This is a genomic window from Pseudomonas sp. JAI111, assembly GCF_024809425.1.
Classification (GTDB): domain Bacteria; phylum Pseudomonadota; class Gammaproteobacteria; order Pseudomonadales; family Pseudomonadaceae; genus Aquipseudomonas.
The window spans coordinates 1-19,698 of sequence record NZ_JANUCB010000015.1 but is presented as its reverse complement, the minus strand read 5'-3'; the positions used below and the strand labels follow the sequence as shown (position 1 = coordinate 19,698).

General features: G+C 58.7%; 26 protein-coding genes. 10 read left to right on the top strand and 16 right to left on the bottom strand.

Annotated elements, in window-relative coordinates; genetic code table 11:
- The first annotated feature begins 92 nt into the window (after window positions 1-92).
- Both HNR03_RS30185 and HNR03_RS31760 read left to right on the top strand, forming a co-directional pair.
- The gene (locus tag HNR03_RS30185; protein WP_259157861.1) at window positions 93-281 is read left to right on the top strand and encodes a hypothetical protein; all 189 of its coding nucleotides are present in this window, start codon (window positions 93-95) and stop codon (window positions 279-281) included.
- Between the two features lie 489 nt (window positions 282-770).
- Entirely contained in the window at window positions 771-1,001 is a 231-nt protein-coding gene (locus HNR03_RS31760) for a DUF6555 family protein (RefSeq protein ID WP_222586155.1), read from the top strand.
- 17 nt (window positions 1,002-1,018) lie between these two features.
- Here HNR03_RS31760 and HNR03_RS30180 read toward each other — a convergent pair whose 3' ends face one another.
- From HNR03_RS30180 to HNR03_RS30170, 3 genes are all read right to left on the bottom strand, one after another.
- On the bottom strand, window positions 1,019-1,240 hold the full coding sequence (locus HNR03_RS30180) for a hypothetical protein (RefSeq protein ID WP_259157860.1): 222 nt from the start codon (window positions 1,238-1,240) through the stop codon (window positions 1,019-1,021).
- Window positions 1,241-1,345: 105 nt separating this feature from the next.
- Entirely contained in the window at window positions 1,346-1,681 is a 336-nt protein-coding gene (locus tag HNR03_RS30175; protein WP_222586153.1) for a hypothetical protein, read from the bottom strand.
- 67 nt (window positions 1,682-1,748) lie between these two features.
- Window positions 1,749-1,967, bottom strand: coding sequence for a hypothetical protein (locus tag HNR03_RS30170; protein ID WP_208667935.1), 219 nt, complete (start codon window positions 1,965-1,967; stop codon window positions 1,749-1,751).
- Between the two features lie 179 nt (window positions 1,968-2,146).
- On the opposite strand from HNR03_RS30170, the gene HNR03_RS30165 reads away from it, so the two are divergent.
- On the top strand, window positions 2,147-2,386 hold the full coding sequence (locus HNR03_RS30165) for a hypothetical protein (protein ID WP_208667934.1): 240 nt from the start codon (window positions 2,147-2,149) through the stop codon (window positions 2,384-2,386).
- A 13-nt stretch (window positions 2,387-2,399) separates the two neighbouring features.
- Complete coding sequence (gene osmE / locus HNR03_RS30160) at window positions 2,400-2,753, top strand: osmotically-inducible lipoprotein OsmE (protein WP_259157854.1); 354 nt, start codon at window positions 2,400-2,402, stop codon at window positions 2,751-2,753.
- A 21-nt stretch (window positions 2,754-2,774) separates the two neighbouring features.
- On the opposite strand, the gene HNR03_RS30155 is transcribed toward osmE, so the two are convergent.
- Together HNR03_RS30155 and HNR03_RS30150 are read right to left on the bottom strand one after the other, a co-directional pair.
- Entirely contained in the window at window positions 2,775-3,203 is a 429-nt protein-coding gene (locus tag HNR03_RS30155) for a hypothetical protein (protein WP_259157851.1), read from the bottom strand.
- A 1,064-nt stretch (window positions 3,204-4,267) separates the two neighbouring features.
- Entirely contained in the window at window positions 4,268-4,459 is a 192-nt protein-coding gene (locus tag HNR03_RS30150; protein ID WP_208667931.1) for a DUF2188 domain-containing protein, read from the bottom strand.
- A 212-nt stretch (window positions 4,460-4,671) separates the two neighbouring features.
- On the opposite strand from HNR03_RS30150, the gene HNR03_RS30145 reads away from it, so the two are divergent.
- Window positions 4,672-5,034 (top strand): NUDIX hydrolase, encoded by a 363-nt coding sequence (locus HNR03_RS30145; protein ID WP_259157847.1) that lies wholly within the window; start codon window positions 4,672-4,674, stop codon window positions 5,032-5,034.
- A gap of 15 nt (window positions 5,035-5,049) precedes the next feature.
- Here HNR03_RS30145 and HNR03_RS30140 read toward each other — a convergent pair whose 3' ends face one another.
- The 8 genes from HNR03_RS30140 to HNR03_RS30105 form a co-directional block, all read right to left on the bottom strand.
- Complete coding sequence (locus HNR03_RS30140; RefSeq protein ID WP_222586148.1) at window positions 5,050-5,823, bottom strand: 1,6-dihydroxycyclohexa-2,4-diene-1-carboxylate dehydrogenase; 774 nt, start codon at window positions 5,821-5,823, stop codon at window positions 5,050-5,052.
- A gap of 59 nt (window positions 5,824-5,882) precedes the next feature.
- A complete protein-coding gene (gene benC / locus HNR03_RS30135; RefSeq protein WP_259157843.1) occupies window positions 5,883-6,896 on the bottom strand; it encodes a benzoate 1,2-dioxygenase electron transfer component BenC in 1,014 nt (337 codons plus the stop codon).
- Between the two features lie 10 nt (window positions 6,897-6,906).
- Window positions 6,907-7,395 (bottom strand): benzoate 1,2-dioxygenase small subunit, encoded by a 489-nt coding sequence (benB, locus tag HNR03_RS30130; protein WP_259157841.1) that lies wholly within the window; start codon window positions 7,393-7,395, stop codon window positions 6,907-6,909.
- Window positions 7,392-8,756 (bottom strand): benzoate 1,2-dioxygenase large subunit, encoded by a 1,365-nt coding sequence (benA, locus tag HNR03_RS30125; protein ID WP_259157839.1) that lies wholly within the window; start codon window positions 8,754-8,756, stop codon window positions 7,392-7,394. The genes benB and benA overlap by 4 nt, the downstream gene beginning before the upstream one ends.
- Window positions 8,757-8,991: 235 nt before the next feature.
- On the bottom strand, window positions 8,992-9,951 hold the full coding sequence (locus HNR03_RS30120) for an AraC family transcriptional regulator (protein WP_310504703.1): 960 nt from the start codon (window positions 9,949-9,951) through the stop codon (window positions 8,992-8,994).
- A gap of 121 nt (window positions 9,952-10,072) precedes the next feature.
- Window positions 10,073-11,002, bottom strand: a complete 930-nt coding sequence (catA, locus tag HNR03_RS30115; RefSeq protein WP_259157838.1) for a catechol 1,2-dioxygenase — start codon at window positions 11,000-11,002, stop codon at window positions 10,073-10,075.
- A gap of 51 nt (window positions 11,003-11,053) precedes the next feature.
- Window positions 11,054-11,344 (bottom strand): muconolactone Delta-isomerase, encoded by a 291-nt coding sequence (gene catC, locus HNR03_RS30110; RefSeq protein ID WP_222586144.1) that lies wholly within the window; start codon window positions 11,342-11,344, stop codon window positions 11,054-11,056.
- A gap of 10 nt (window positions 11,345-11,354) precedes the next feature.
- The gene (locus HNR03_RS30105; protein WP_259157995.1) at window positions 11,355-12,503 is read right to left on the bottom strand and encodes a muconate cycloisomerase family protein; all 1,149 of its coding nucleotides are present in this window, start codon (window positions 12,501-12,503) and stop codon (window positions 11,355-11,357) included.
- Window positions 12,504-12,630: 127 nt separating this feature from the next.
- On the opposite strand from HNR03_RS30105, the gene HNR03_RS30100 reads away from it, so the two are divergent.
- On the top strand, window positions 12,631-13,515 hold the full coding sequence (locus tag HNR03_RS30100; protein WP_222586143.1) for a LysR family transcriptional regulator: 885 nt from the start codon (window positions 12,631-12,633) through the stop codon (window positions 13,513-13,515).
- Here HNR03_RS30100 and HNR03_RS30095 read toward each other — a convergent pair.
- The 3 genes from HNR03_RS30095 to HNR03_RS30085 form a co-directional block, all read right to left on the bottom strand.
- The gene (locus HNR03_RS30095) at window positions 13,512-13,754 is read right to left on the bottom strand and encodes a DUF1652 domain-containing protein (RefSeq protein ID WP_222586142.1); all 243 of its coding nucleotides are present in this window, start codon (window positions 13,752-13,754) and stop codon (window positions 13,512-13,514) included. The genes HNR03_RS30100 and HNR03_RS30095 overlap by 4 nt on opposite strands.
- A gap of 119 nt (window positions 13,755-13,873) precedes the next feature.
- Window positions 13,874-14,773, bottom strand: coding sequence for a polysaccharide deacetylase family protein (locus tag HNR03_RS30090; RefSeq protein WP_259157835.1), 900 nt, complete (start codon window positions 14,771-14,773; stop codon window positions 13,874-13,876).
- A gap of 148 nt (window positions 14,774-14,921) precedes the next feature.
- Complete coding sequence (locus HNR03_RS30085) at window positions 14,922-15,869, bottom strand: ABC transporter substrate-binding protein (protein ID WP_259157834.1); 948 nt, start codon at window positions 15,867-15,869, stop codon at window positions 14,922-14,924.
- 296 nt (window positions 15,870-16,165) lie between these two features.
- Between HNR03_RS30085 and HNR03_RS30080 the strand changes: the two genes are divergently transcribed.
- From HNR03_RS30080 to HNR03_RS30065, 4 genes are all read left to right on the top strand, one after another.
- A complete protein-coding gene (locus tag HNR03_RS30080; RefSeq protein WP_259157832.1) occupies window positions 16,166-17,164 on the top strand; it encodes an aliphatic sulfonate ABC transporter substrate-binding protein in 999 nt (332 codons plus the stop codon).
- Between the two features lie 48 nt (window positions 17,165-17,212).
- Window positions 17,213-18,049 (top strand): ABC transporter permease, encoded by an 837-nt coding sequence (locus HNR03_RS30075; protein ID WP_259157829.1) that lies wholly within the window; start codon window positions 17,213-17,215, stop codon window positions 18,047-18,049.
- A gap of 3 nt (window positions 18,050-18,052) precedes the next feature.
- Window positions 18,053-18,766 carry an ABC transporter ATP-binding protein gene (locus tag HNR03_RS30070; protein WP_259157827.1) on the top strand — a complete coding sequence of 238 codons (714 nt, stop codon included), beginning with the start codon at window positions 18,053-18,055 and terminating at the stop codon, window positions 18,764-18,766.
- Window positions 18,767-19,106: 340 nt separating this feature from the next.
- Entirely contained in the window at window positions 19,107-19,379 is a 273-nt protein-coding gene (locus HNR03_RS30065; RefSeq protein ID WP_259157825.1) for a hypothetical protein, read from the top strand.
- The last annotated feature ends 319 nt before the right edge of the window (window positions 19,380-19,698 follow it).

Here is a 19,698-nt window from a genome sequence, read left to right as displayed (position 1 = left end):
AATTCTTGGCGAAAATCCGTTTCCTCGACTAGGGTATTTACCGAACCCAAACTGCCTGATTCATTGGCGGTCGCCTGATCAAGGAGAGATAGATGACATCCATTCCTCAAGCTGAAAAAACCTATCGCACCTGGTCCAGCCCGATACTCCTTGAGCTCAAGAAGCGAGAGCACCAGCTAGAGCCCGTCGCGCGGCAGGCACTGCAAAATATCCTGGTCGAGAGGCGGCTGATAAACACCGCCAATCCTTCTGGCCTGGATCGGCGTCATGCAACCTCCTGACGGCTCTCCACAGCCGGCATCTACCCGCCCTTTTCTGCGGACGGCCTGTTCATCGGATACTTCAGGCGCATCCTTGCGGTAGTGGCCACTAGCCGCTACACGTTAAGGGGAATTCGAAAAGGAGTATGTGAAGATGATTCCAAGATTCGCTGTTGTTCCTGCAATCCCCACGGAAACGGGATGGACGCGCAACGGATCGCGCTTCTACTGCAAAACTGCGTCCGTCGGATTCAACCTTTATGACAATGAAGAAAAGCGGCGACTACCCACTTACTATGCAACCAGGGAAGACGCCGACCGGGAATGCTTGCAGCTCAACAATGAGTGCCTTCAATGCATGCGGGCTGAGAGTTCCGGAGTCAACTTGCCAAAATACCGAACATGACGGGATAAAAAACTTCGCGTTTTGAGGAAGCTGATAAAAGTCCGAAAACCGAGGGAACTGGCACTACGCCACTAATGTCGTAGTGGCAGCACCAGGAGAATCGGATGATCCGCCGTCGACATTTTCAAATCACTTACAGCCTAAAAAAGAGTCGTCATATTTTCGTTCAACCCGACTCACACATGACCGACGCCGACGCATGGTATTACGCCTGCCTGCACTCGGGGATCGGGCTTTCGTATGGAGAAAACCACGATCAGCTAAACGAGGAAGCGCTCCGAGCCCACGCCCAGGCGTCAGGGTTGATGCAAGTCAGTTGGGAGGAGTTGCCATAAAGACAGGCATGGACAACCTACGTGCCGCCGTCCACGCCTTCTATGGCTTTTGAAAAGGCCGTGCCGGCTTGCCGCACCAACTCGCGCCATTCCGCACCGTTGATCAGCCCGGTACGCTCCATCTCGTCAGCGGCCTTGAGCAACTCGTCGTACTGTTCTTCACAATCCATACGAAGTTGCGGCTCGTTCAAGAGTTTGTACCAGGTATCCAGGGCATCTTTTTTCAAATCGTCATTCATCGCCACACTTCCAAGGACAGTCTTCTCTTGGAAAGTGCCAGATCAGTCAGTGTTCCTCGGTTCCGACATACGGCACTGATAAATGAAGTCGCCATTGAGCGATTTCTACAAGCAACTGCGAACCGCCTTGCGCATCGCCTCCGACTTGGCCCACGGCGGTCCCTGGTACAGCGAAATGTGACTGCCGTCCTTGTATTTCACAATGTCCAGAATCTCGTCAGCCGTGATAATGCTTGGCGCTTTGATCCGGTAACCATTGGAAATCGGACTCTGAGTCGTTTTGGAGATTTGCTGCTGCCACAGCGGTAGAACGCAGGCGGCATAGTCCTTGGGTATCTTGTTACTGTATTTGCTGAGGTTAGGCTCGCCTGGCACCAGGGATGCCGGCAACGAACAACCTGCCAGCATCGCCACCGCGATTCCCCCAATCCACATCCGCATGACGCTTCCTTATCCCGAAAAACGGGAAATGTAGCGCGTAGCGGTCCAGACATCCATCGGAATAACGTCAGGAGTTGATGTTGTTCTCACCGGGATCGGGGTATGACCTTTTGTTCAAATACGTCATCCATCGTTCATACGCTTCATGTTGCCATTGAGTGACCCGTTCCCACTCCGGGCCGCTTAATTGATGGGCGGAAATCAGCTTCATCATTTCAGTGGTTGCAGCGTCCAGATCAACAATCAACTCATGCGCATGAAATCTGAAATCGTCGGTATTCGTCATTTGATATGGCCTCGCCCTAGCGATAATTCACTCTTTCACTACGACATCACGCAGGTTCGAACCCACTCAACTTCCCGACCAATGGAAGCCCTTCCTTTTCCCGTGGATCGGACGAACACACATTCGCCGCGGCCAAATGGGACTACGCTTTTCTTAGCGGAGTATTGCAGGAGATCATCATGTGGCTTAGCGAAGATGAGAACCAACTTCGGCGTGACCTGCAAGGCGTTGCGTCGGACCTGAGGTGGTCGGCAGTGGAACTCTTGCGCATAGCAGAGCAGCTACGCCTGGCCGGTAATGATGTGGATGCACAGGCAACGCAGAAGCTGTGCGAACTGTTTCAAGGTGATGAAGAACGACTGGCGGGGTATGCCGAAGAAGTCAAGGCAAAGGTGATCAGACGAACGAAAGCTCACTGACGGGAGCGTTGCCATGAACACGCCTCTATTCGTGCTGGTCGTCGTGCTGGCGACGGTGGGTGGTTGCAGCAGTGAGTCACACGTCTATCGTGATCAGCCGCTGGTCGCCAAAGTCGAGACCGGCATGAGCAAGGATCAGGTCGAGCAGATTGGCGGCCAGCCTTCAGCGATAAGCGAACGCACCGTGGTGCCTGGCACCTGCTTTGACTACAAGCTCAAGCAGGCAGGGCAACAGCAGGCGTACAACATCAGCTTCGATGACCGGGGCAAGGTTGACCACAAAAGCTTCATGACCTGTGCTGAATGGAGCAACGCACAAGAAAGAGCCAGGGAGCCCTCGCACAGTACCGGCGGTGGGGGTTACTGAACAGCTCGCTGCGTTTGCCGATTAACTGGGAACGGGATGGTTACACGTGTTCCGCCATTTATCCGCGAATGTATTGATGGCGGTGCTCTTGAGCTCAGGCGAATCGAGGACAGGCTGACTGTACGCTTCTTCGATCAGCATGGCGCCTAGCTTGTCATGGTCAGGGTTACCCGATTTCACCGCCAGCAGACTGGCCTTGGACTCGCCATTCTGGCGAGACTGCATGATCGAGCCGGCCAATGTACGGAAGGCATCGCAAACCGTTTGATTGGTCTGGATCTCACCTTGGGTCTGGGCTTGTGCCAGATTCAGGCTAGCAAAAGAAATAGCCGATATCACGGCGAGAACAGTCGATCGCACCTTAAACATGAATTCGTCCCTGGGTAAAAAGCGCCACCCTATCACCTGAATCGTGGGTTTCAAATCCTCCTCGGACGGGTTTTTCGACAAAAAAATCTCGGTTTACCGGTGATGCTGTTCATTTAAGAAAGCTTTGGGATTGGGATTGGGATTGGGGACATATCCGTTTTCTGCGGTAACGGCGGCTATTGGTTCCGCCCTGACGGCGGGTTACTTGGAAAAGCGCCAAGTAACCAAGCGCTTGCGCCCCTGACGTACGGTGCCTCGCTGTGGCTCGGCATTCCCTCACTCCGGTCCTGCTCCGTGGGCCCGCCGCCATCGGCCATCCATGGCCGGGGGCGGCTAACCCGGCATCCATGCCGGGTTGCCCACTGCGCAGAACCTGCGTTCGGCCTTCCGACGGAGCAGATCAAGATCAAAAGCTGAAGGCGAGCTAACGCTCGACCTGATGAGTGGTGAGGAGCAAAAGCTGCGCGCCGATTTGCTTTATGTGGGAGCGAGCTTGCTCGCGATTAGGCACTGTCAGTCGGCGGTGATGTTGCCTGTAATGCCGCCATCGCGAGCGAGCTCGCTCCCACAGGTATTGAGTACATCTGGCAAAGCCAGGTTGGCCGGAAGGCCTCCTCGCGGTTTGATGTTGATCGTTCCCACGCTCCGCGTGGGAATGCATCCCGTGACGCTCCGCGTCACCATCGCGCAAGACTCAAGCCTGGCGTCGACAGCGGAACGCAGAGCGTCCCCGGCGGCATTCCCACGCGGAGCATGGGAACGATCAGGACGCGCAAGCGTTGAAGAACCAGGTCGGCCCGTAGGCCGCCTCGTTTTGCTTTGGCGGTGCACGCCCCCTCGAGAGGCCGAGCGCAGGTTCTGCGCAGTGGGCAACCCGGCATGGATGCCGGGTTAGCCGCCCCCGGCCATGGATGGCCGATGGCGGCGGGCCCACGGAGCAGGACCGGAGCGAGGGCATGCCGAGCCTTAGCGAGGCACCGAACGTCAGGGGCAAGAGCGCTTGGTTACTTGGCGCTTCTCCAAGTGACCCGCTGTAAAAGCGGAACCAATAGCCGCCGTTACCGCAAAAACGGATATGCCCCCAATCCCAACACCCCCAAAACCCTCTTAAATGAACAGCATTACCGGGGGCTTTGAGCGCAGGCTCATTCTGACTTCTGACGTTGAGTCGACCTCGCTCTATAGGCTGGAAGTGCCGCAGCAAACGCCAGTGCTTCTTCCCTGCTGGCAAATGCGCCAAGGCGGTCACCTTTGGTGCATACCCGCCAAGGGCCGTTATTTACGCTGAGTACGTCATAACCATTCATGTGCATCTTATTCAGCATCGGAACGCTCATAGTCACCTCCTTTTCGGCAGTGATACGCCGCCATTGACGGGCTTACCTTACACCCGCCCTACGCTCAGGTGCCGACCAGACGTCGCGCCACCGTTTTGTCATTGAGTTGCACTTTTTACCTCCACCAGGGCTCCAACCCTTTAAATACGGGCTCGGGCCTGAATATTGCATTTTTATGACTATTTAATGACAAGCGGCGGTTTGGTAACAAAATGAAAGTACGCGCAACCGTTATTTGCGAGCAGGACCGGCATGTACTCCTGGTGCGCAAGCCCAGGTGTCGCTGGACGCTGCCCGGCGGAAAAGTCGAGCGCGGCGAAACCATCGCGGACGCAGCCATGCGAGAACTGTACGAAGAAACCGGACTGGGCGTCGACGGTTTGCTGTACCTGATGGAGCTGGAAACGAGCAGCACCCGCCACCACGTCTACGAGGCGTCAGTGCTCAACTCCGACGAGGCCCGGCCACTCAATGAGATTTTCGATTGCATGTGGTATCCGCTGGACGCGGTGCAGAACCTGAACACAAGCGACGCGACGCTGAGAATCATCAAAGCGTTTCAACGTCGCCTCTGAGAACGCGCTGTCGCGTCAGCCTTGATCGCCGCCGCCCACCGGCATGACCATGCCAGTGATGTACGAGGCTTCGTCGCTGGCCAGAAACAGAATAGCGCTGGCCTGCTCATCCAGCGTGCCGTAGCGCTTCATCAAACTGCTGTCGAGCGTCTGGTCGACAATCTGCTGATACCACACCTTTTCCTCGGCGCTTTGTTGCGCACTGTTGCGCGGAATCACCCGTGGCGGCGCTTCGGTTCCGCCCGGTGCCGTCGCGTTCACCCGCACGCCACGACCGGCGGTTTCGAACGCCAGGCAAGCGGTCAGCGCATTCACCCCGCCCTTCGCCGCGCCGTACGGCACGCGATTGATGCTGCGGGTGGCAATGGACGATACGTTGACGATGGCGCCACTGCCTTGTTCAAGCATGAACGGCAGCGCAGCGTGGCAGCACCACAAAGTGGGGAACAGCGAGCGGCGCACTTCAGCTTCAATCTGCGGTGCTTCGTAGTGCTCGAACGGCTTGGCCCAAATCGTCCCGCCGACGTTATTGACCAGCACATCGAGGCGCCCAAAGCGCTCGACGGCAGTGCGCATCACGCGGCTGCATTCCTCGTATTGTTCGAGGTCGGCCGTCAGTGCGAGCACCTGGCTGGTCTGACCCAGTTGTTGCTGCACCTCGAACACCAGATCCGACCGATCTACCAGAATCAACCGCGCACCTTCGGCGGCCATGCGCTCGGCCACGCGCCGACCAATGCCTTGCGCGGCGCCGGTGATCAGCGCGATTTTTTCGTGAAATCTGTTCATGTGTGCCTCATGGAAAAACACTGACCCGTGGGAGCGGCGCTGCGCTTGCAATGCCTGACTCAAGCCGCGCTGGCGGCAAATTTCTCGTAGTAGAAGTTCGCCGGCGCAACGCCTTGCTCGCGAATGAACTGGCTGACTGCCTCGACCATCGGCGGCGGACCGCAAAGGTAGACGTCGACGTCGCCATCGTTCAAATGCCGTGGCTCGATGTGCTGGGTGACGTAACCCTTGAGCGGGTGACGGCTGTCGGGGTTGGCGACGCAGGCACTGAAGCTGAAACTCGGGATACGCGCGGCAAAGGCTTCGAGTCGGTCGAGTTCCACCAGGTCGAAATCGTTGGTCACGCCGTAGATCAGATGCAGCGGGTACTCACTGCCCTGCTCGGCGATTTTCTCGAGCATGGCGGTGAACGGAGCCAAACCGGTTCCGCCTGCCAACAGCAACAACGGCCGGCGGATGTCGCGCAGATAAAAGCTGCCCAACGGCCCGGCCAGGCGCATGCTGTCCCCCGCCTTGGCCATGCCGGTGAGGAAGCTGCTCATCAAGCCGCCGGGCACGTTGCGAATCAGGAAACTGACCTCGCCGTCACGCTGCAACGAGCTGAACGAATACGCACGGGTCTGCTCGCTGCCCGGGATTCCGAGATTGACGTATTGCCCCGGCAGGAATGCCAGTTTGCTCAAGGCCTCGCCCTTGATCGACAGCGCGATGGTGCTGTCCGACAGCTGCCGCACGGCGCTGATGGTGGCGTCGTAACTGGCCTGCTGCGTACGGCACACCTGCGATGACGTCGGCACGCGCACCACGCAATCGCTCTGGGCGCGCATCTGGCAGGTCAAGACAAAACCTTGCTCGGCTTCTTCGGCGCTCAGCGCGTCTTCGATGTACTCCTCGCCCAAGTCATAACGACCGGCCTCGGCGAAGCATTTGCACGTGCCGCAGGCGCCGTCGCGGCAATCCAGCGGAATGTTGATGCCTTGGCGATACGCGGCATCGGCCACGGTTTCGCCGACATTGGCGTCGATGAACCGGGTGACGCCGTCTTCGAAATTGAATGCGATGGAATGAGTCATGACGATCGCCTCACAGGTGGTAGACATCGATGACCTGGCGAACGTAATCGTTCTTCAGGATCACTTTCTTGGCCTTGATCAGCGGGTTTTCACCGCGCACATCGAGGGTGTAGAAACTGCTGCCGAAATAGCTGTCGACGGTCTTGTAGCGAAAACTCAGGGTGTGCCAGTTGAAGCGCACCTTGCACAGTCCGTCGGTCTGTTCGAGCAGCTCGATGTTGCTCAGGTTGTGCGAGGTCCGGGTGTCCGGAATGCTCGCGCTGGAGCGCTCGGTCTTGATGCGGAAGATGCGGTCTTCCAGGCCGGTGCGATTGCCGTACCAGATCAGCGAAATCTCGCGCTGCGGGTCTTCGGTCAACTCGTCGTTGTCGTCCCAGGACGGCATCCAGAACGAGGCATCGGCGGCGTACATTTCCAGCCAGTCGTCCCACTGCTTGTCGTCGAGGTAGCGTGCTTCGCGGTAGAGAAAATCGCGCACGGCGTCATAGGTGATGGTCATTGCACGGCCTCCACTGCGATCAATTCGGACTGTTCAGCAGCCAGGGCCTTAAGCATGGTTTGCTGCCAATACTTGTGTTGCAGCACGAACAGGCCTTCATCTTCGGTGCGCACGCCGCTGAGCAGCGGATGCAAGTCGATCTCTTTGGCCGCCTCATCGGCACCCTCGACCCAGTGTTCGGCGCCACGGGACATGTCGTTCCAAGTGGTGACGCTGCCCTGATAACTGGTCTGGCAGGAGCGAAACTCTTCCAGATCGTCCGGGGTGGCCATGCCGCTGACGTTGAAGAAATCCTCGTACTGACGAATCCGGCTCGATCGCGCGGCGTCGCTTTCGCCTTTGGGGGCGATGCAGTAGATGGTGATTTCCGTACGGTTGACCGAGATCGGCCGGGCAATGCGGATCTGCGAACTGAACTGATCCATCAGGTACACGTTGGGGTACAGGCACAGGTTGCGTGAGTTCTCGATCATCCAGTCGGCGCGGGCCTTGCCGAAATCCCGGGCCAGCTCGTCGCGGCGCTCGTACAATGGGCGATCCTCGGGGTTGGACCAGCGGGTCCAGAGCAGCATGTGGCCCTTGTCAAAGGAGTAGAAACCGCCGCCCTGCTTGGCCCAGGTGCCGGCGCTCATGGTCGGATTGGCGTCACCGGCCTCGCGCTGTTTGCGTTGGTTCTGGGTGGCGGCGTAGTTCCAGTGCACCGAGCTGACATGATAGCCGTCGGCGCCGTTTTCAGCGGTGAGCTTCCAGTTGCCTTCGTAGATGTAGCTGGAAGAACCGCGCAGCACTTCCAGGCCGTCGGTGGACTGGTCGACGATCATGTCGATGATCTTGGCCGACTCGCCCAGGTGTTCAACCAGCGGCACCACGTCGGCCTTGAGGCTGCCGAAAAGGAAGCCGCGATAGGATTCAAAACGCGCGACTTTGGTCAGGTCGTGGGAGCCTTCGCAGTTGAAACTAGCCGGGTAGCCCGCCGCTGCCGGGTCTTTGACCTTGAGCAGCTTGCCGGAGTTGTTGAAGGTCCAGCCGTGGAACGGGCAGGTGTAGGAGCTTTTGTTGCCGGTCTTGTGCCGGCACAGCGTCGCACCGCGATGGCTGCAGGCATTGATAAACGCGTTGAGCACGCCGTCCTTGTTGCGGGCGATGAAGACCGACTGGCGCCCCATGGTCGTGGTGTAGAAATCGTTGATGTTGGGGATCTGGCTCTCGTGCGCCAGGTACAGCCAGTTGCCTTCGAAGATGTGTTCCATCTCCAGATCGAACAAACGCGGGTCAGTGAACATCTCGCGCTTGCAGCGATAGATGCCCTGCTCTTTGTCATCTTCAAGCAGGGAGTGAAGGTATTCGGGTCGCAGGGACATGGCCGCCGCCTCCATTGTTTTTATTCAGGCAGGGCCATGCTAGGACGCGGGGATGGGGCGGACTATCCGCTGGGTGCAGACCTGTATCCGTTTACTGCAATGGGGGGGTTATGATCGTTCCCATGCTCTGCGTGGGAATGCCTCAATGGACGCTCTGCGTCCGCTCGTGGGACGCGGAGCGTCCCGGGCTGCATTCCCACGCAGAGCGTGGGAACGATCACAATTAAAGGGGGGATCAGTACCGGCGCTTGAGGGTGTCGGAGGGCAGTTCGCCGAACTGTTTGCGGTAGCTGTCGGAGAACCGTCCCAGGTGCAGGAAGCCGTAATCCATGGCCACTTCCGTGACGTTGCGCACGTTGCAGGTCGGGTCGCTCAGGCACAGGTTGATGCGCTCGAGTTTCTTCTGGCGGATGTAGTTTTTCGGTGAGGTTCCAGCATTGCGCTCGAACAATCCGTACAGCGAACGCAGGCTCATTTGCGCCTGGCGTGCCAGCTCTTCGCTGTCGATGTCCTGTTTGAGATGGCGTGCGATGTAATCGGCAATCACCTCGAACGTGGCCGACGTCGAGCCGAGGCTGTTGCGCATGATGTTGGTCTTCATCAGGCTCAGCATCTTGCTGACGATGATCTGCGCGTAATGCTCCTGCACCCGGGGAATCTGCTCGGTGGCTTCGGCTTCCTGGCAAATCATCGCCAGCAGGCTGACGAACCCTTCCAGCTCATTGAGCTGATAACGGTTCTCCAGAAACCGCACGCCCTGCCCCGGATAGCGCCAGCGTTGCTCCTCGCACACTGCCTCAAACAGGCGGGTGGGTACTTTGAGGATGAATTTTTCGCAATCGTCGGAGTACGTCAGGTCGACCGGATCGTCGGGATTGATCAGCAGCAACTCACCCGGCGCAAAGTAGTGTTCCTGACCGTGACCACGCCACAGGCAGTTGCCGCGCAGCAACACTTGCAGGTGATAGATGCTCTCGAGCGCGCCCGAGGTTACGCGCACACTGGCGCCGTAGCTGATGCGGCACAGGTCGAGGCTGGCGAATTTGCGGTGATCCAGGCTGGCGAGTGGCCGGCCGACCCTGGGCATCAGGATGCAATGGTTTCCGACATGCTGATTGACGTAACCCGACACCGCGTAAGGGTCGGCGTGGTCGAAAATTCTGCTGCGCTGACTTAACAGTTGCGCGTGCATCATCGGGTTACTCTCGTTGTTGTTATCGATTGCGTCGGGCCATTCTAGGTCGCACGTGTCGAACGCAGAAAGCCACGAGATAAACGGTCGTTATCTCGTGGCCCGGTTCGACGGCTCGAAAGGATCAGTCCTCGAGAGCGCGAACCCGTTCCATACGCTGTTGCTCTTGCGGCTGAGCAGTCGATTGCAGGGTGAAATCGAAGTCGATTTCGGCGAACCGACCGCTGACGCCATGTGCCGCTGCACGTTGCGGGTCGTCGCTGAAGGTGATGTGGGCAATCAGCTCGTCGCGGGTGGCGTAGGCGAAATCGTCGTGCAGGTACTTATCACCGTCGAGGTTGATCTGGGTGGTCAGGTGACGATGATCCGGGGCGGAGATGAAGAAGTGAATGTGCGCCGGACGCTGGCCATGACGGCCCAGTTGATCGAGCAATTGCTGGGTCGGGCCATCCGGCGGGCAACCATAACCCGACGGCACGATGCTGCGGAAACGGTAACGGCCCTCGGCATCGGTAACGATACGGCGACGCAGGTTGAACTCGGACTGGGTGGTGTCGAAGTACGAATACGTTCCGCCCGTGTTGGCGTGCCAGACATCAACCACCGCGCCGGCCAATGGCTCGCCAGCGGTGTTACGCACCTGGCCTTGCATGAACAGGACCACGCCCGGATCGACGCCATCATCGAGTCGCGCTTCGCCTTCAGACAGCGGCGCACCCGCCACATACAGAGGGCCTTCGATGGTCCGCGGAGTACCACCGGCCTTGCCGGACTGTGCGTCTTCGGCGTCCATCAGCAGGTCCAGGTAATGTTCCAGACCCAGCCCGGCCACCAGCAATCCGGCTTCCTGACGCGCGCCCAGCACGTTGAGGTAATTGACCGCTTTCCAGAATTCTTCCGGGGTCACGGCCAGGTCTTCGATGATGTTCACCGAATCACGCAGGATGCGGTAAATCAGTTCTTTGACCCGTGGGTTACCGGCCTCGTTAAGCAAGCCGCTGGCGTCTTCGAGAAACTTCTGGGCAGTGGCAGTGTGGGAAATCTTCACGTTCATGGGGAATCCTCATCTTGTAATTATTGGCGTAGCAAACCGAGCAGGCTGGGCTCAGCGGTCGTTTTCTCGAATGGAAGAAGGATGCCGGCACATCGCGTCGACCTCGATCGCCATGTACGGGAACAGCGGTAATTGCATCAGCAGGTCATGCAGCTCCTGGACACTGTCGACGTCGAACACGCTGTAATTGGCATAGTGCCCGGCGATACGCCACAAGTGACGCCATTTGCCTTGCTCCTGCAGGCGCTGGGCCAGGGCTTTTTCGTCGGACTTCAGCTTGGCCGCCGCTTCCGGATTCATGTCGACCGGCAGATTCACGGTCATTTTGACGTGGAACAACATGATGCTCTCCTCAGGCTTGATGAATGGAAGTGGATGTCTTGTCGCGACGGAAAAACGCCAGGCGTTCTTCATCCAGACTCAGGCCCAGGCCCGGCGTGTTCGGCACATGCAGCTCGAAATCGCGGTAGACCAGCGGCTCGCTGAGTATGTCTTCGGTCAATAGCAACGGGCCAAACAGCTCAGTGTCCCAGGCCAGCTTATTCAGGGTGACGAAGGCGTGGGCCGAGGCCAGCGTGCCGATGCCTCCTTCAAGCATAGTGCCGCCGTACAGACCGATACCGGCGGCTTCGGCGATGGCGGCCGTACGCAACACGGCGCGTGGCCCGCCGTTCTTGGCGATCTTCAAGGCAAACACCGACGCAGCACCGTCGCGCGCCAGATTGAAGGCGTCTTCCACGCATTCGATGGATTCATCGGCCATGATCGGTGCCGGGCTCATGGCATTCAGGCGCACCATGCCCGCACGATTGTTGCGCGAGATCGGTTGCTCGATCAGGTCGATGCCGTTGCTGCCCAGAATCCGGCAAGCGCGCAAGGCGACCGCTTCGTCCCAGGCCTGATTGACATCGACCCGCACACTGGCGCGATCGCCCAGGGCTTTCTTGATGGCAATGACGTGGGCCAGGTCGCGATTGACTTCGCCGGCCCCGATCTTCAGTTTGAAAATGCGGTGGCGGCGCAGGTCGAGCATTTTTTCCGCTTCGGCGATGTCCTTGTCGGTGTCGCCGCTGGCCAGGGTCCAGGCCACTGGCAGCGCGTCACGAACGCGACCGCCAAGCAACTCGCTGACCGGCAGGCCAAGGCGTTTGCCCTGGGCATCGAGCAACGCGGTTTCGATACCTGACTTGGCGAAGGTATTGCCACGGATACTGCGCTCCAGGCGCAACATGGCGGCGTTCACATTGGCGCTGTCCTGACCGATCAGCAGAGGCGCGAAGTGCGTGTCGATGTTGGTCTTGATGCTGTCCGGGCTTTCGTTGCCGTACGCCAGGCCACCGATGGTGGTGGACTCGCCGATCCCTTCAATACCGTCGGCGCAGCGCACACGGATGATCACCAGGGTCTGGTGCTGCATGGTGTGCATGGCCAGTTTGTGCGGGCGGATGGTCGGCAGATCGACGATGATCGTCTCGATCGATTCAATGGCTGTTGCACGCATTTCGATACCCGTCAGGTTCTTGAAGTTCTGGAACGGATTCTCATACGGCTTTTTGCTGGCGGCCAATATAGAATTGGTCTGGCTCGATACCTTAAAGGTATTCAACTGATCAACGCCTGGAGGCCCCATGGAACTGCGTCACCTACGCTATTTTCAGGTGTTGGCTCAAACCCTCAACTTCACCCGCGCCGCCGAACTGCTGCACATTGCCCAGCCGCCCCTGAGCCGGCAGATCCAGCAGCTGGAAGACGAACTCGGAGTGTTATTGCTGGAACGTGGCCGTCCGCTGAAGCTGACCGATGCCGGGCGTTTCTTCCATGAGCATTCCACCGCTCTGCTCGAACAACTGGCCAAGACGTGCGACAACACGCGACGCATCGGCCTGGGGGAAAAGACCTGGCTGGGCATCGGTTTTGCGCCGTCGACGCTTTACGGCGTGCTGCCAGAACTGATTCGCCGGCTGCGCAGCGGCGAGCCCCTGGAGCTTGAACTCGGGCTTTCGGAAATGACCACCCTGCAACAGGTGCAGGCGCTCAAGGCCGGGCGCATCGACATTGGTTTCGGGCGGATTCGCATCGACGACCCGGCGATCATTCAGACCGTGCTGACTGAAGACCGGCTGGTCGCCGCCCTGCCCGCCGGCCATCCGCTGCTGGCCGGGCCGATCAGCCTTCGCGAACTGGCCAAGGAACCCTTTGTGCTTTACCCCGGCAACCCGCGCCCCAGCTATGCCGATCATGTGATTGCGCTGTTCGAGTCCTATGGCGTGAGCATTCATGTCGCGCAATGGACCAACGAGCTGCAAACGGCGATCGGGCTGGTCGGTGCGGGAATCGGGGTCACGCTGGTGCCAGCCTCGGTGCAGTTGCTGCACCGCGACGACATCGGCTTCACCCCTTTACTGGAAGACAACGCGACCTCGCCGATCATCCTCAGCCGACGCGTGGGCGATGTGACGCCGGGGTTGAATCATTGTTTGAAGATGATTGATGAATTGTTGCCTCGGGACTAGCCAGCGAAGGCCCGGCGTCCGGCGCGCAACTCGGTGCGCAACTCGCCAACGAAGTCAGAGATCGCGCGGATGCTGGTCAGTTGCGCCGGCGACACGCAAGGGATCAGCAAGTCGATACGCCCGGTTGCCGGGTCGTACACCTTGATCCGCAACAACCCGTTGGAATTCTCGGTGCATTCGCAGGCCAGCGGTTCAAAACCGGACTCCACAATGCTGCAAAGGACTGAAATGGGCACCATGACGAACGCCTCCGTGGCTGATGATCAAATTCAATTCGATCAGCATAGACCCGCTTTCAAGCGCCTGCGCCAGCAACTAACCACACCTCGTGTTAGCTGCTTCTCATTTTGGCGAAGTTTTAGTGCGAATCCCCGTCCCAGATCCAGTTCCAGATCCCCGGCAGTTTCACAGACTGGGAACTGTCGGTAATGGTGCGCGCCATGGCCGCCCGTTGCAGCGCCGCGGTGTCGTCATAAAACGGTTTCTGCGCCAGCGGCACGCCGGTGGCATTGGCACTGTCGAGCAGGATTTGCAGGTATTCGCGGGTATGCCGGGCGGTATATCGATTCAGGTCATGGAACGTCACCACCACCGGAATCACACCGTCCACCGTCGGCAACTCGCCACGGGCAATCCGTTCCCGTACTTCGGACAGCTGGCGCAGCATGTTCGCCCGGCGCCGCGGGCTGGCATTGAAGCCCCAGATCTTGCCGTCATTGGCACTGAGGTCGGTCAGCAACACGTGCATCCCGTGACGCTGGTAGGCCGCGAACACACGTTTGTCGTAATTCCAGAATGGCGGGCGCACCAGGGTCGGCGGCGCGCCGGTGATCGCGGCAATGTCGGCGCTGCCTTTGCTCAGCGACTGCTCCAACTGTTCCGGACTCAACGAGCGGTGATTGGTGTGCGAATGGGTCGCGGTGTGGAAGCCCAGCACATGCCCTTCCGCTTGTTCGCGGTGCATGACCCCACGGCCGATATCGCTGTCGCCGGCCCGAGGCGCGCCGGTCTGAACGAAGAACACCGCTTTGATTCCCGGCAGCACCGGGTTCTGGGCGAGGCTGTCGAGCACGGTCATGCTTGGGTTCCAGAAGCTCGATGCACTGGGGCCGTCGTCGAACGTCACGAGGAAGCGGATCGGCGCCTGCTCGTGCAGACGCTGCTCGGTCTGCGGGGTCAGTTCGATGGGTGAAGCGATGCAGCCAACCAGCCCGACAGCGAGGGTGAGTGCGCAAAAAACCTTGAACAGCTGTTTCATGTTTTGCCTTGGGGCCAGACCTTTATGGTCATCACGTTAATTGGCAAAAACCCTTCGCCCATTCATCCATTGTCGGCCCACAGGTTGCTGTGAGCCGAGGTTGGATCAGGGTACACAGTGTTTGGTTCCAGCGCTCACCCGCGTTGGTTTACTGCGTCAGCGACTGCTGGAACGAGTGGTCGATAATCGGCGCGGTGGCCAATGCCGTGGGCAACGCCTTGACCTTGAACAGGAAGTCCGCCGTGCTCTGCAGATCAGTGGCGGCCTGCGCATCCACAGGGCCCACGGTCATGTGCGCCTGGCGCAACCAATGACGGGACACGTTCTGGTCGAGGTTGGCCTTTTTCGCCCACAGGTCAGCATATTCGTCGGTGTGGGTGTCGACCCAGGCCCGGGCTTTTTTCAGGCGCACGAGGAAGTCGGCAATGGCTTCGCGCTTGCTATCGATAGATGGCGTCGAAGCCGCAATCGCGCTCAGGCCGGGCATGAGGTTTTTCGCCGTGAGAATCGGCCGAGCGCCGGAAAACAGGATCTGTTGGGAAATGTACGGTTCCCACACCGGGAACGCGTCGATGCTGCCCTGTGGCAACGCGGCAGCGGCGTCGATGGGCATCAGTTTGATGAAGTCGACATAGTCCTCCGGCAGATCGGCTTTCTCCAGCGCACGCAGGGTCAGTTGCTGGCTCCAGGCGCCAGGCCAGTAAGCGACTTTTTTGCCCTTGAGGTCGGCGATGGTTTTGACCGGTGAGTCCTTGGGCACCAGCAAGGCGATGGTGTCTGGATTCTGCCGCGAGACACCGATCAACTTCACTGGCGCCTGTTTGGCGGCCAGGTACAGAAAGCCGGAATCACCGAGAAACCCCACATCCAGCGCACCGGTACTCAGCGCTTCGGCCAGCGGCGCGGCGGCCTGGAAGTGTTTCCAGTCAACGGTATAGGACGCGCCTTCCAGCACACCCGAAGCTTCCACCGAGGCGCGAACGTTGTAGTAGTTCTGGTCACCAACATGCAAAACGACGGGTTCTGCGGCGTAGCTCAGTGGCGCGGCAAACAAGGCGCTGGTCAGCAGACCGCGCACGAATCGGGACAGGTTCATCGAAGGCTCCAGGGACGATATTTTTATAGACCCTAACGCTCTTAAACTGACCTTCATAAATTCGATTTATGCATAAGCTCATGACCGTAAGCAGGCAGTGTTCGCCCAGCAACAGTGAGCCAACAGACTGTGTTCAACGCGACATTCCCAGGCCTCATCCGCGCCGTCAATCTGCCGAAAAACCTGCGATTTCCTGACATGGCACAGAGCCTGCAATATTCCTTTTATGCAGGAAGCAACCGTAAGAAATAATTTTCTGAACATAAGAATCTCGCCGCCTTGCCCGGAGCCGCTCCATGAAACCGACTTTCAGCTTTCCCAACTTCAGGTACTTGCTCAGCGCCTGCGCACTGGCCCTGAGCCTGCAACCCGTGGCACAGGCAGCCGAAGCACCACCGGCCGAAGTGCATCTGGATTACGCCTATTACTCTCCGGTGAGCCTGGTCCTCAAACACTTCGGTTTCCTCGAACAGGCCCTGCCGCAAACCAAGGTCAGCTGGGTGTTGAGCCAGGGCAGCAACCGCTCGCTGGAATACCTCAACAGCGGCGGCGTCGACTTCGCTTCATCCGCCAGCCTGGCCGCCGTGCTCAGCCGCGCCAACGGCAGCCCGATCAAGTCGGTCTACGTGTACAGCCGCGCCGAATGGACCGCGTTGGTGGTGCGCAAGGATTCCCCGTACAAAACCGTGGCCGACCTTAAAGGCAAGAAAATCGCTGCGACCAAAGGCACCGACCCTTACCTGTTTACCTTGCGTAGCCTGCAACAGGCTGGCCTGACCAAGGACGATGTCGAACTGGTGCACTTGCAGCACCCGGACGGTCGCACCGCGTTGGAGAAAGGTGACGTCGACGCCTGGGCCGGCCTCGATCCGCACATGGCTGCCAGTGAAGTCCAGGCCGGTTCGCGCCTGCTGTATCGCAACACCCAGTTCAACAGCTATGGCGTGGTCAGCGTCACCGACACCTACGCCAAAGAACACCCGCACACCATCGAAACCGTCCTCAGTGCCTATGAGAAGGCCCGGGAATGGGCGGTGAAAAACCCGGATGAACTGGCGAAATTGCTCGCTGCCGAATCCGGGCTGCCATTGGAAGTGGCCAAGCTGCAACTGTCGCGCACCGACCTGAGCAGCCCGCAACTGACCGCCAAGGATGTCCTCGCGTCCAAGGCAGCCGCGCCGATTCTGGTTTCCGAAGAGCTGGTTCGTCGCGGGGTCAATGTCGACCAGGTGATCGATCAGTTGCTCGACACCGGTTCCAGGCAATCCGTGGCGCATGTAGGAGCTGTCGAGTGAAACGAGGCTGCGATCTCTTGATCTTGAATCATCGTGACCGGAGCCCCCATGACCAGCACAAGCAATAACCTGCCCGCCCCTCTGGCATTGCCCGCACCGCGTCGCCTGAGCACGGCCTGGCAACTGCGCCTCAAGGGCCTGGCGCTGCCGGTGCTGATCATCCTGCTACTGGAATGGGTCGTGCGCATCGGCTGGTTGCCCTCGTATCAAATGCCGGCGCCAAGCGAGGTCGCGTTGACCCTCTGTGATCTGGCCGAGGGCGCGCTGTGGAAACACATCAGTGCCAGCCTGCTGCGAGTGCTGCTGGGTTTTACCATTGGCGCCAGCCTGGCCTTGGTGTTCGCCGCGTGGGTCGGTTTGAGCCGCGAAGCCGAAGCCTACCTGGAACCGACGTTCGCCGGTTTGCGCTCGATTCCGAGCCTGGCCTGGGTGCCACTCCTGCTGTTGTGGTTAGGCATCGACGAGACCTCGAAGATCGTCCTGATCGCCATCGGCGCATTCTTTCCGGTGTACCTCAACGGTGTCGCGGCGATTCGCGACATTGATCGCAAACTGGTGGAAGTCGGCCAGATGTACGGCTTCAGCCGCCGTCGGCTGGTCCGGCGGATCCTGTTGCCAGCCGCCCTGCCCGGCCTGTTCACCGGGTTGCGCAGCGGCATGAGCCTGGCCTGGATGTTTCTGGTGGCCGCCGAACTGATCGCCGCGACCAAAGGCCTGGGGTATCTGCTCAGTGACGGTCGTGAGACGTCACGCCCGGACATCGTCCTGGCAGCGATCATCGTATTGGCGCTGCTGGGCAAGCTGAGCGACGGCATTCTCGCCGCACTGGAAAAACGCTTCCTGGCCTGGCGCGACACGTTCAACGGCCAAAGCGCAGAGGATTGAGCCATGCCTGAACACCTGCTGGACATTCGCGTCGAGCGCAAAACCTTCGCCGCCACCACCGTCCTCAAGAACATCCACCTGCAGTTGCAGCCCCGAGAAACGGTCAGCCTGCTCGGCCCCAGCGGTTGCGGTAAAAGCACCTTGCTGCGGATCGTCGCCGGCCTGGAAAAAGACTTTCAGGGCGAGTTGAGGAACACCGCAGGCGAAGTCGCCTTTGTGTTTCAGGAACCACGGCTGATGCCGTGGCTGACGGTCGAACAAAACATTGGCTTCAGCGCCGACAGCCATTACGACAAGGCCTGGGTCGCGCAATTGATTGAAGAAGTCGGCCTCGGCGGATTTGCGCAGGCATTGCCAAAAGCCTTGTCGGGAGGCATGGCGCAACGGGTAGCGATTGCCCGTGGCCTCTACTCGAGACCGCAAGTTTTGCTCCTTGATGAACCCTTCAGCGCCGTAGATGCTTTCACTCGGATGAAACTCCAGGACTTGCTGCTGCAACTGGCCGAACGTCATGCCATCGCCCTGCTATTGGTGACTCACGACGTCGATGAAGCCTTGTACCTCAGCGATCGGGTCCTGGTGATGGACAACCGCCCCAGTAGCATTCGTCAGGAGCTGGCCGTGGAGCTGCCTCATCCGCGGGATCGGCGAGACCCGCTGCTGGCGCGTCTGAAGGCGTTGTCGTTGACGGAGTTGCAGCGTGCCCATGTGATTTGAAGTCTGGGCTGGCTCTTGCCTGTCAGGAATCAGGGCAAGGTGTTGATTAATAAACTTGTTTTAAAATCGATAAAACAGACACACCTGTATATACAACAGCAATCAAAGCAAAGTCATTGAAAGGCAGTAACGTTACAACGAGTGTTTCAAATCTGAAGCGTTTGTCTTTGCGCAAATAAAGAAGACGTTAACCGCTTGTCCGACAATTTCAACGCCGTGCATACATTTAATAACACTACCGATAGCATGCGCGCCGCACTTCCCCTTGCAACACCAGTTGACCAAAGAGTCAGCAAACAAGGAACCCCCCTAATATCAACAAGCCTTGTAGAGAACCCAGTTGCGCGACGATCTTGCCAATACCCAACTTTTCGGTGTGGAGTGTGTGTATCTGTCGCTGACAGAACGCTTTCAAATCGACTGTTTCATCGGGCAATACATAAGCACCCGAAACCTTCATTCAGTTCCCGATATCAGCAATATCCTTCGTTCAGCCCTCAAGGCCTATTGCGGCATGCCACCGATCATGGTCAATGAGTTGAATGCATGGATCGACAAGACATTGGGCTATCGTGCGTTTCATCCAGACTTTGCGCCGCTGGACGATCTTTGAGTCAATGTTCGTTTGACTGATTAATAAACTGAGCGAACGCGAGTAACTGGGTATTACGCATATACCCTGGAATTTTGATGGATTGACTTTGCGTTCATGAAAAGCATCGCTCTTAGGCGTAATGCTGTTCGCTTAAGGGTGTTTTGGGGTTGGGGTTGGGTGCATATCCATTTCTGCGGTAACGGCGACTATTGGTTCCGCCCTGACGGCGGGTTACTTGGAAAAGCGCCAAGTAACCAAGCGCTTGCGCCCCTGACGTACGGTGCCTCGCTGTGGCTCGGCATTCCCTCACTCCGGTCCTGCTCCGTGGGCCCGCCGC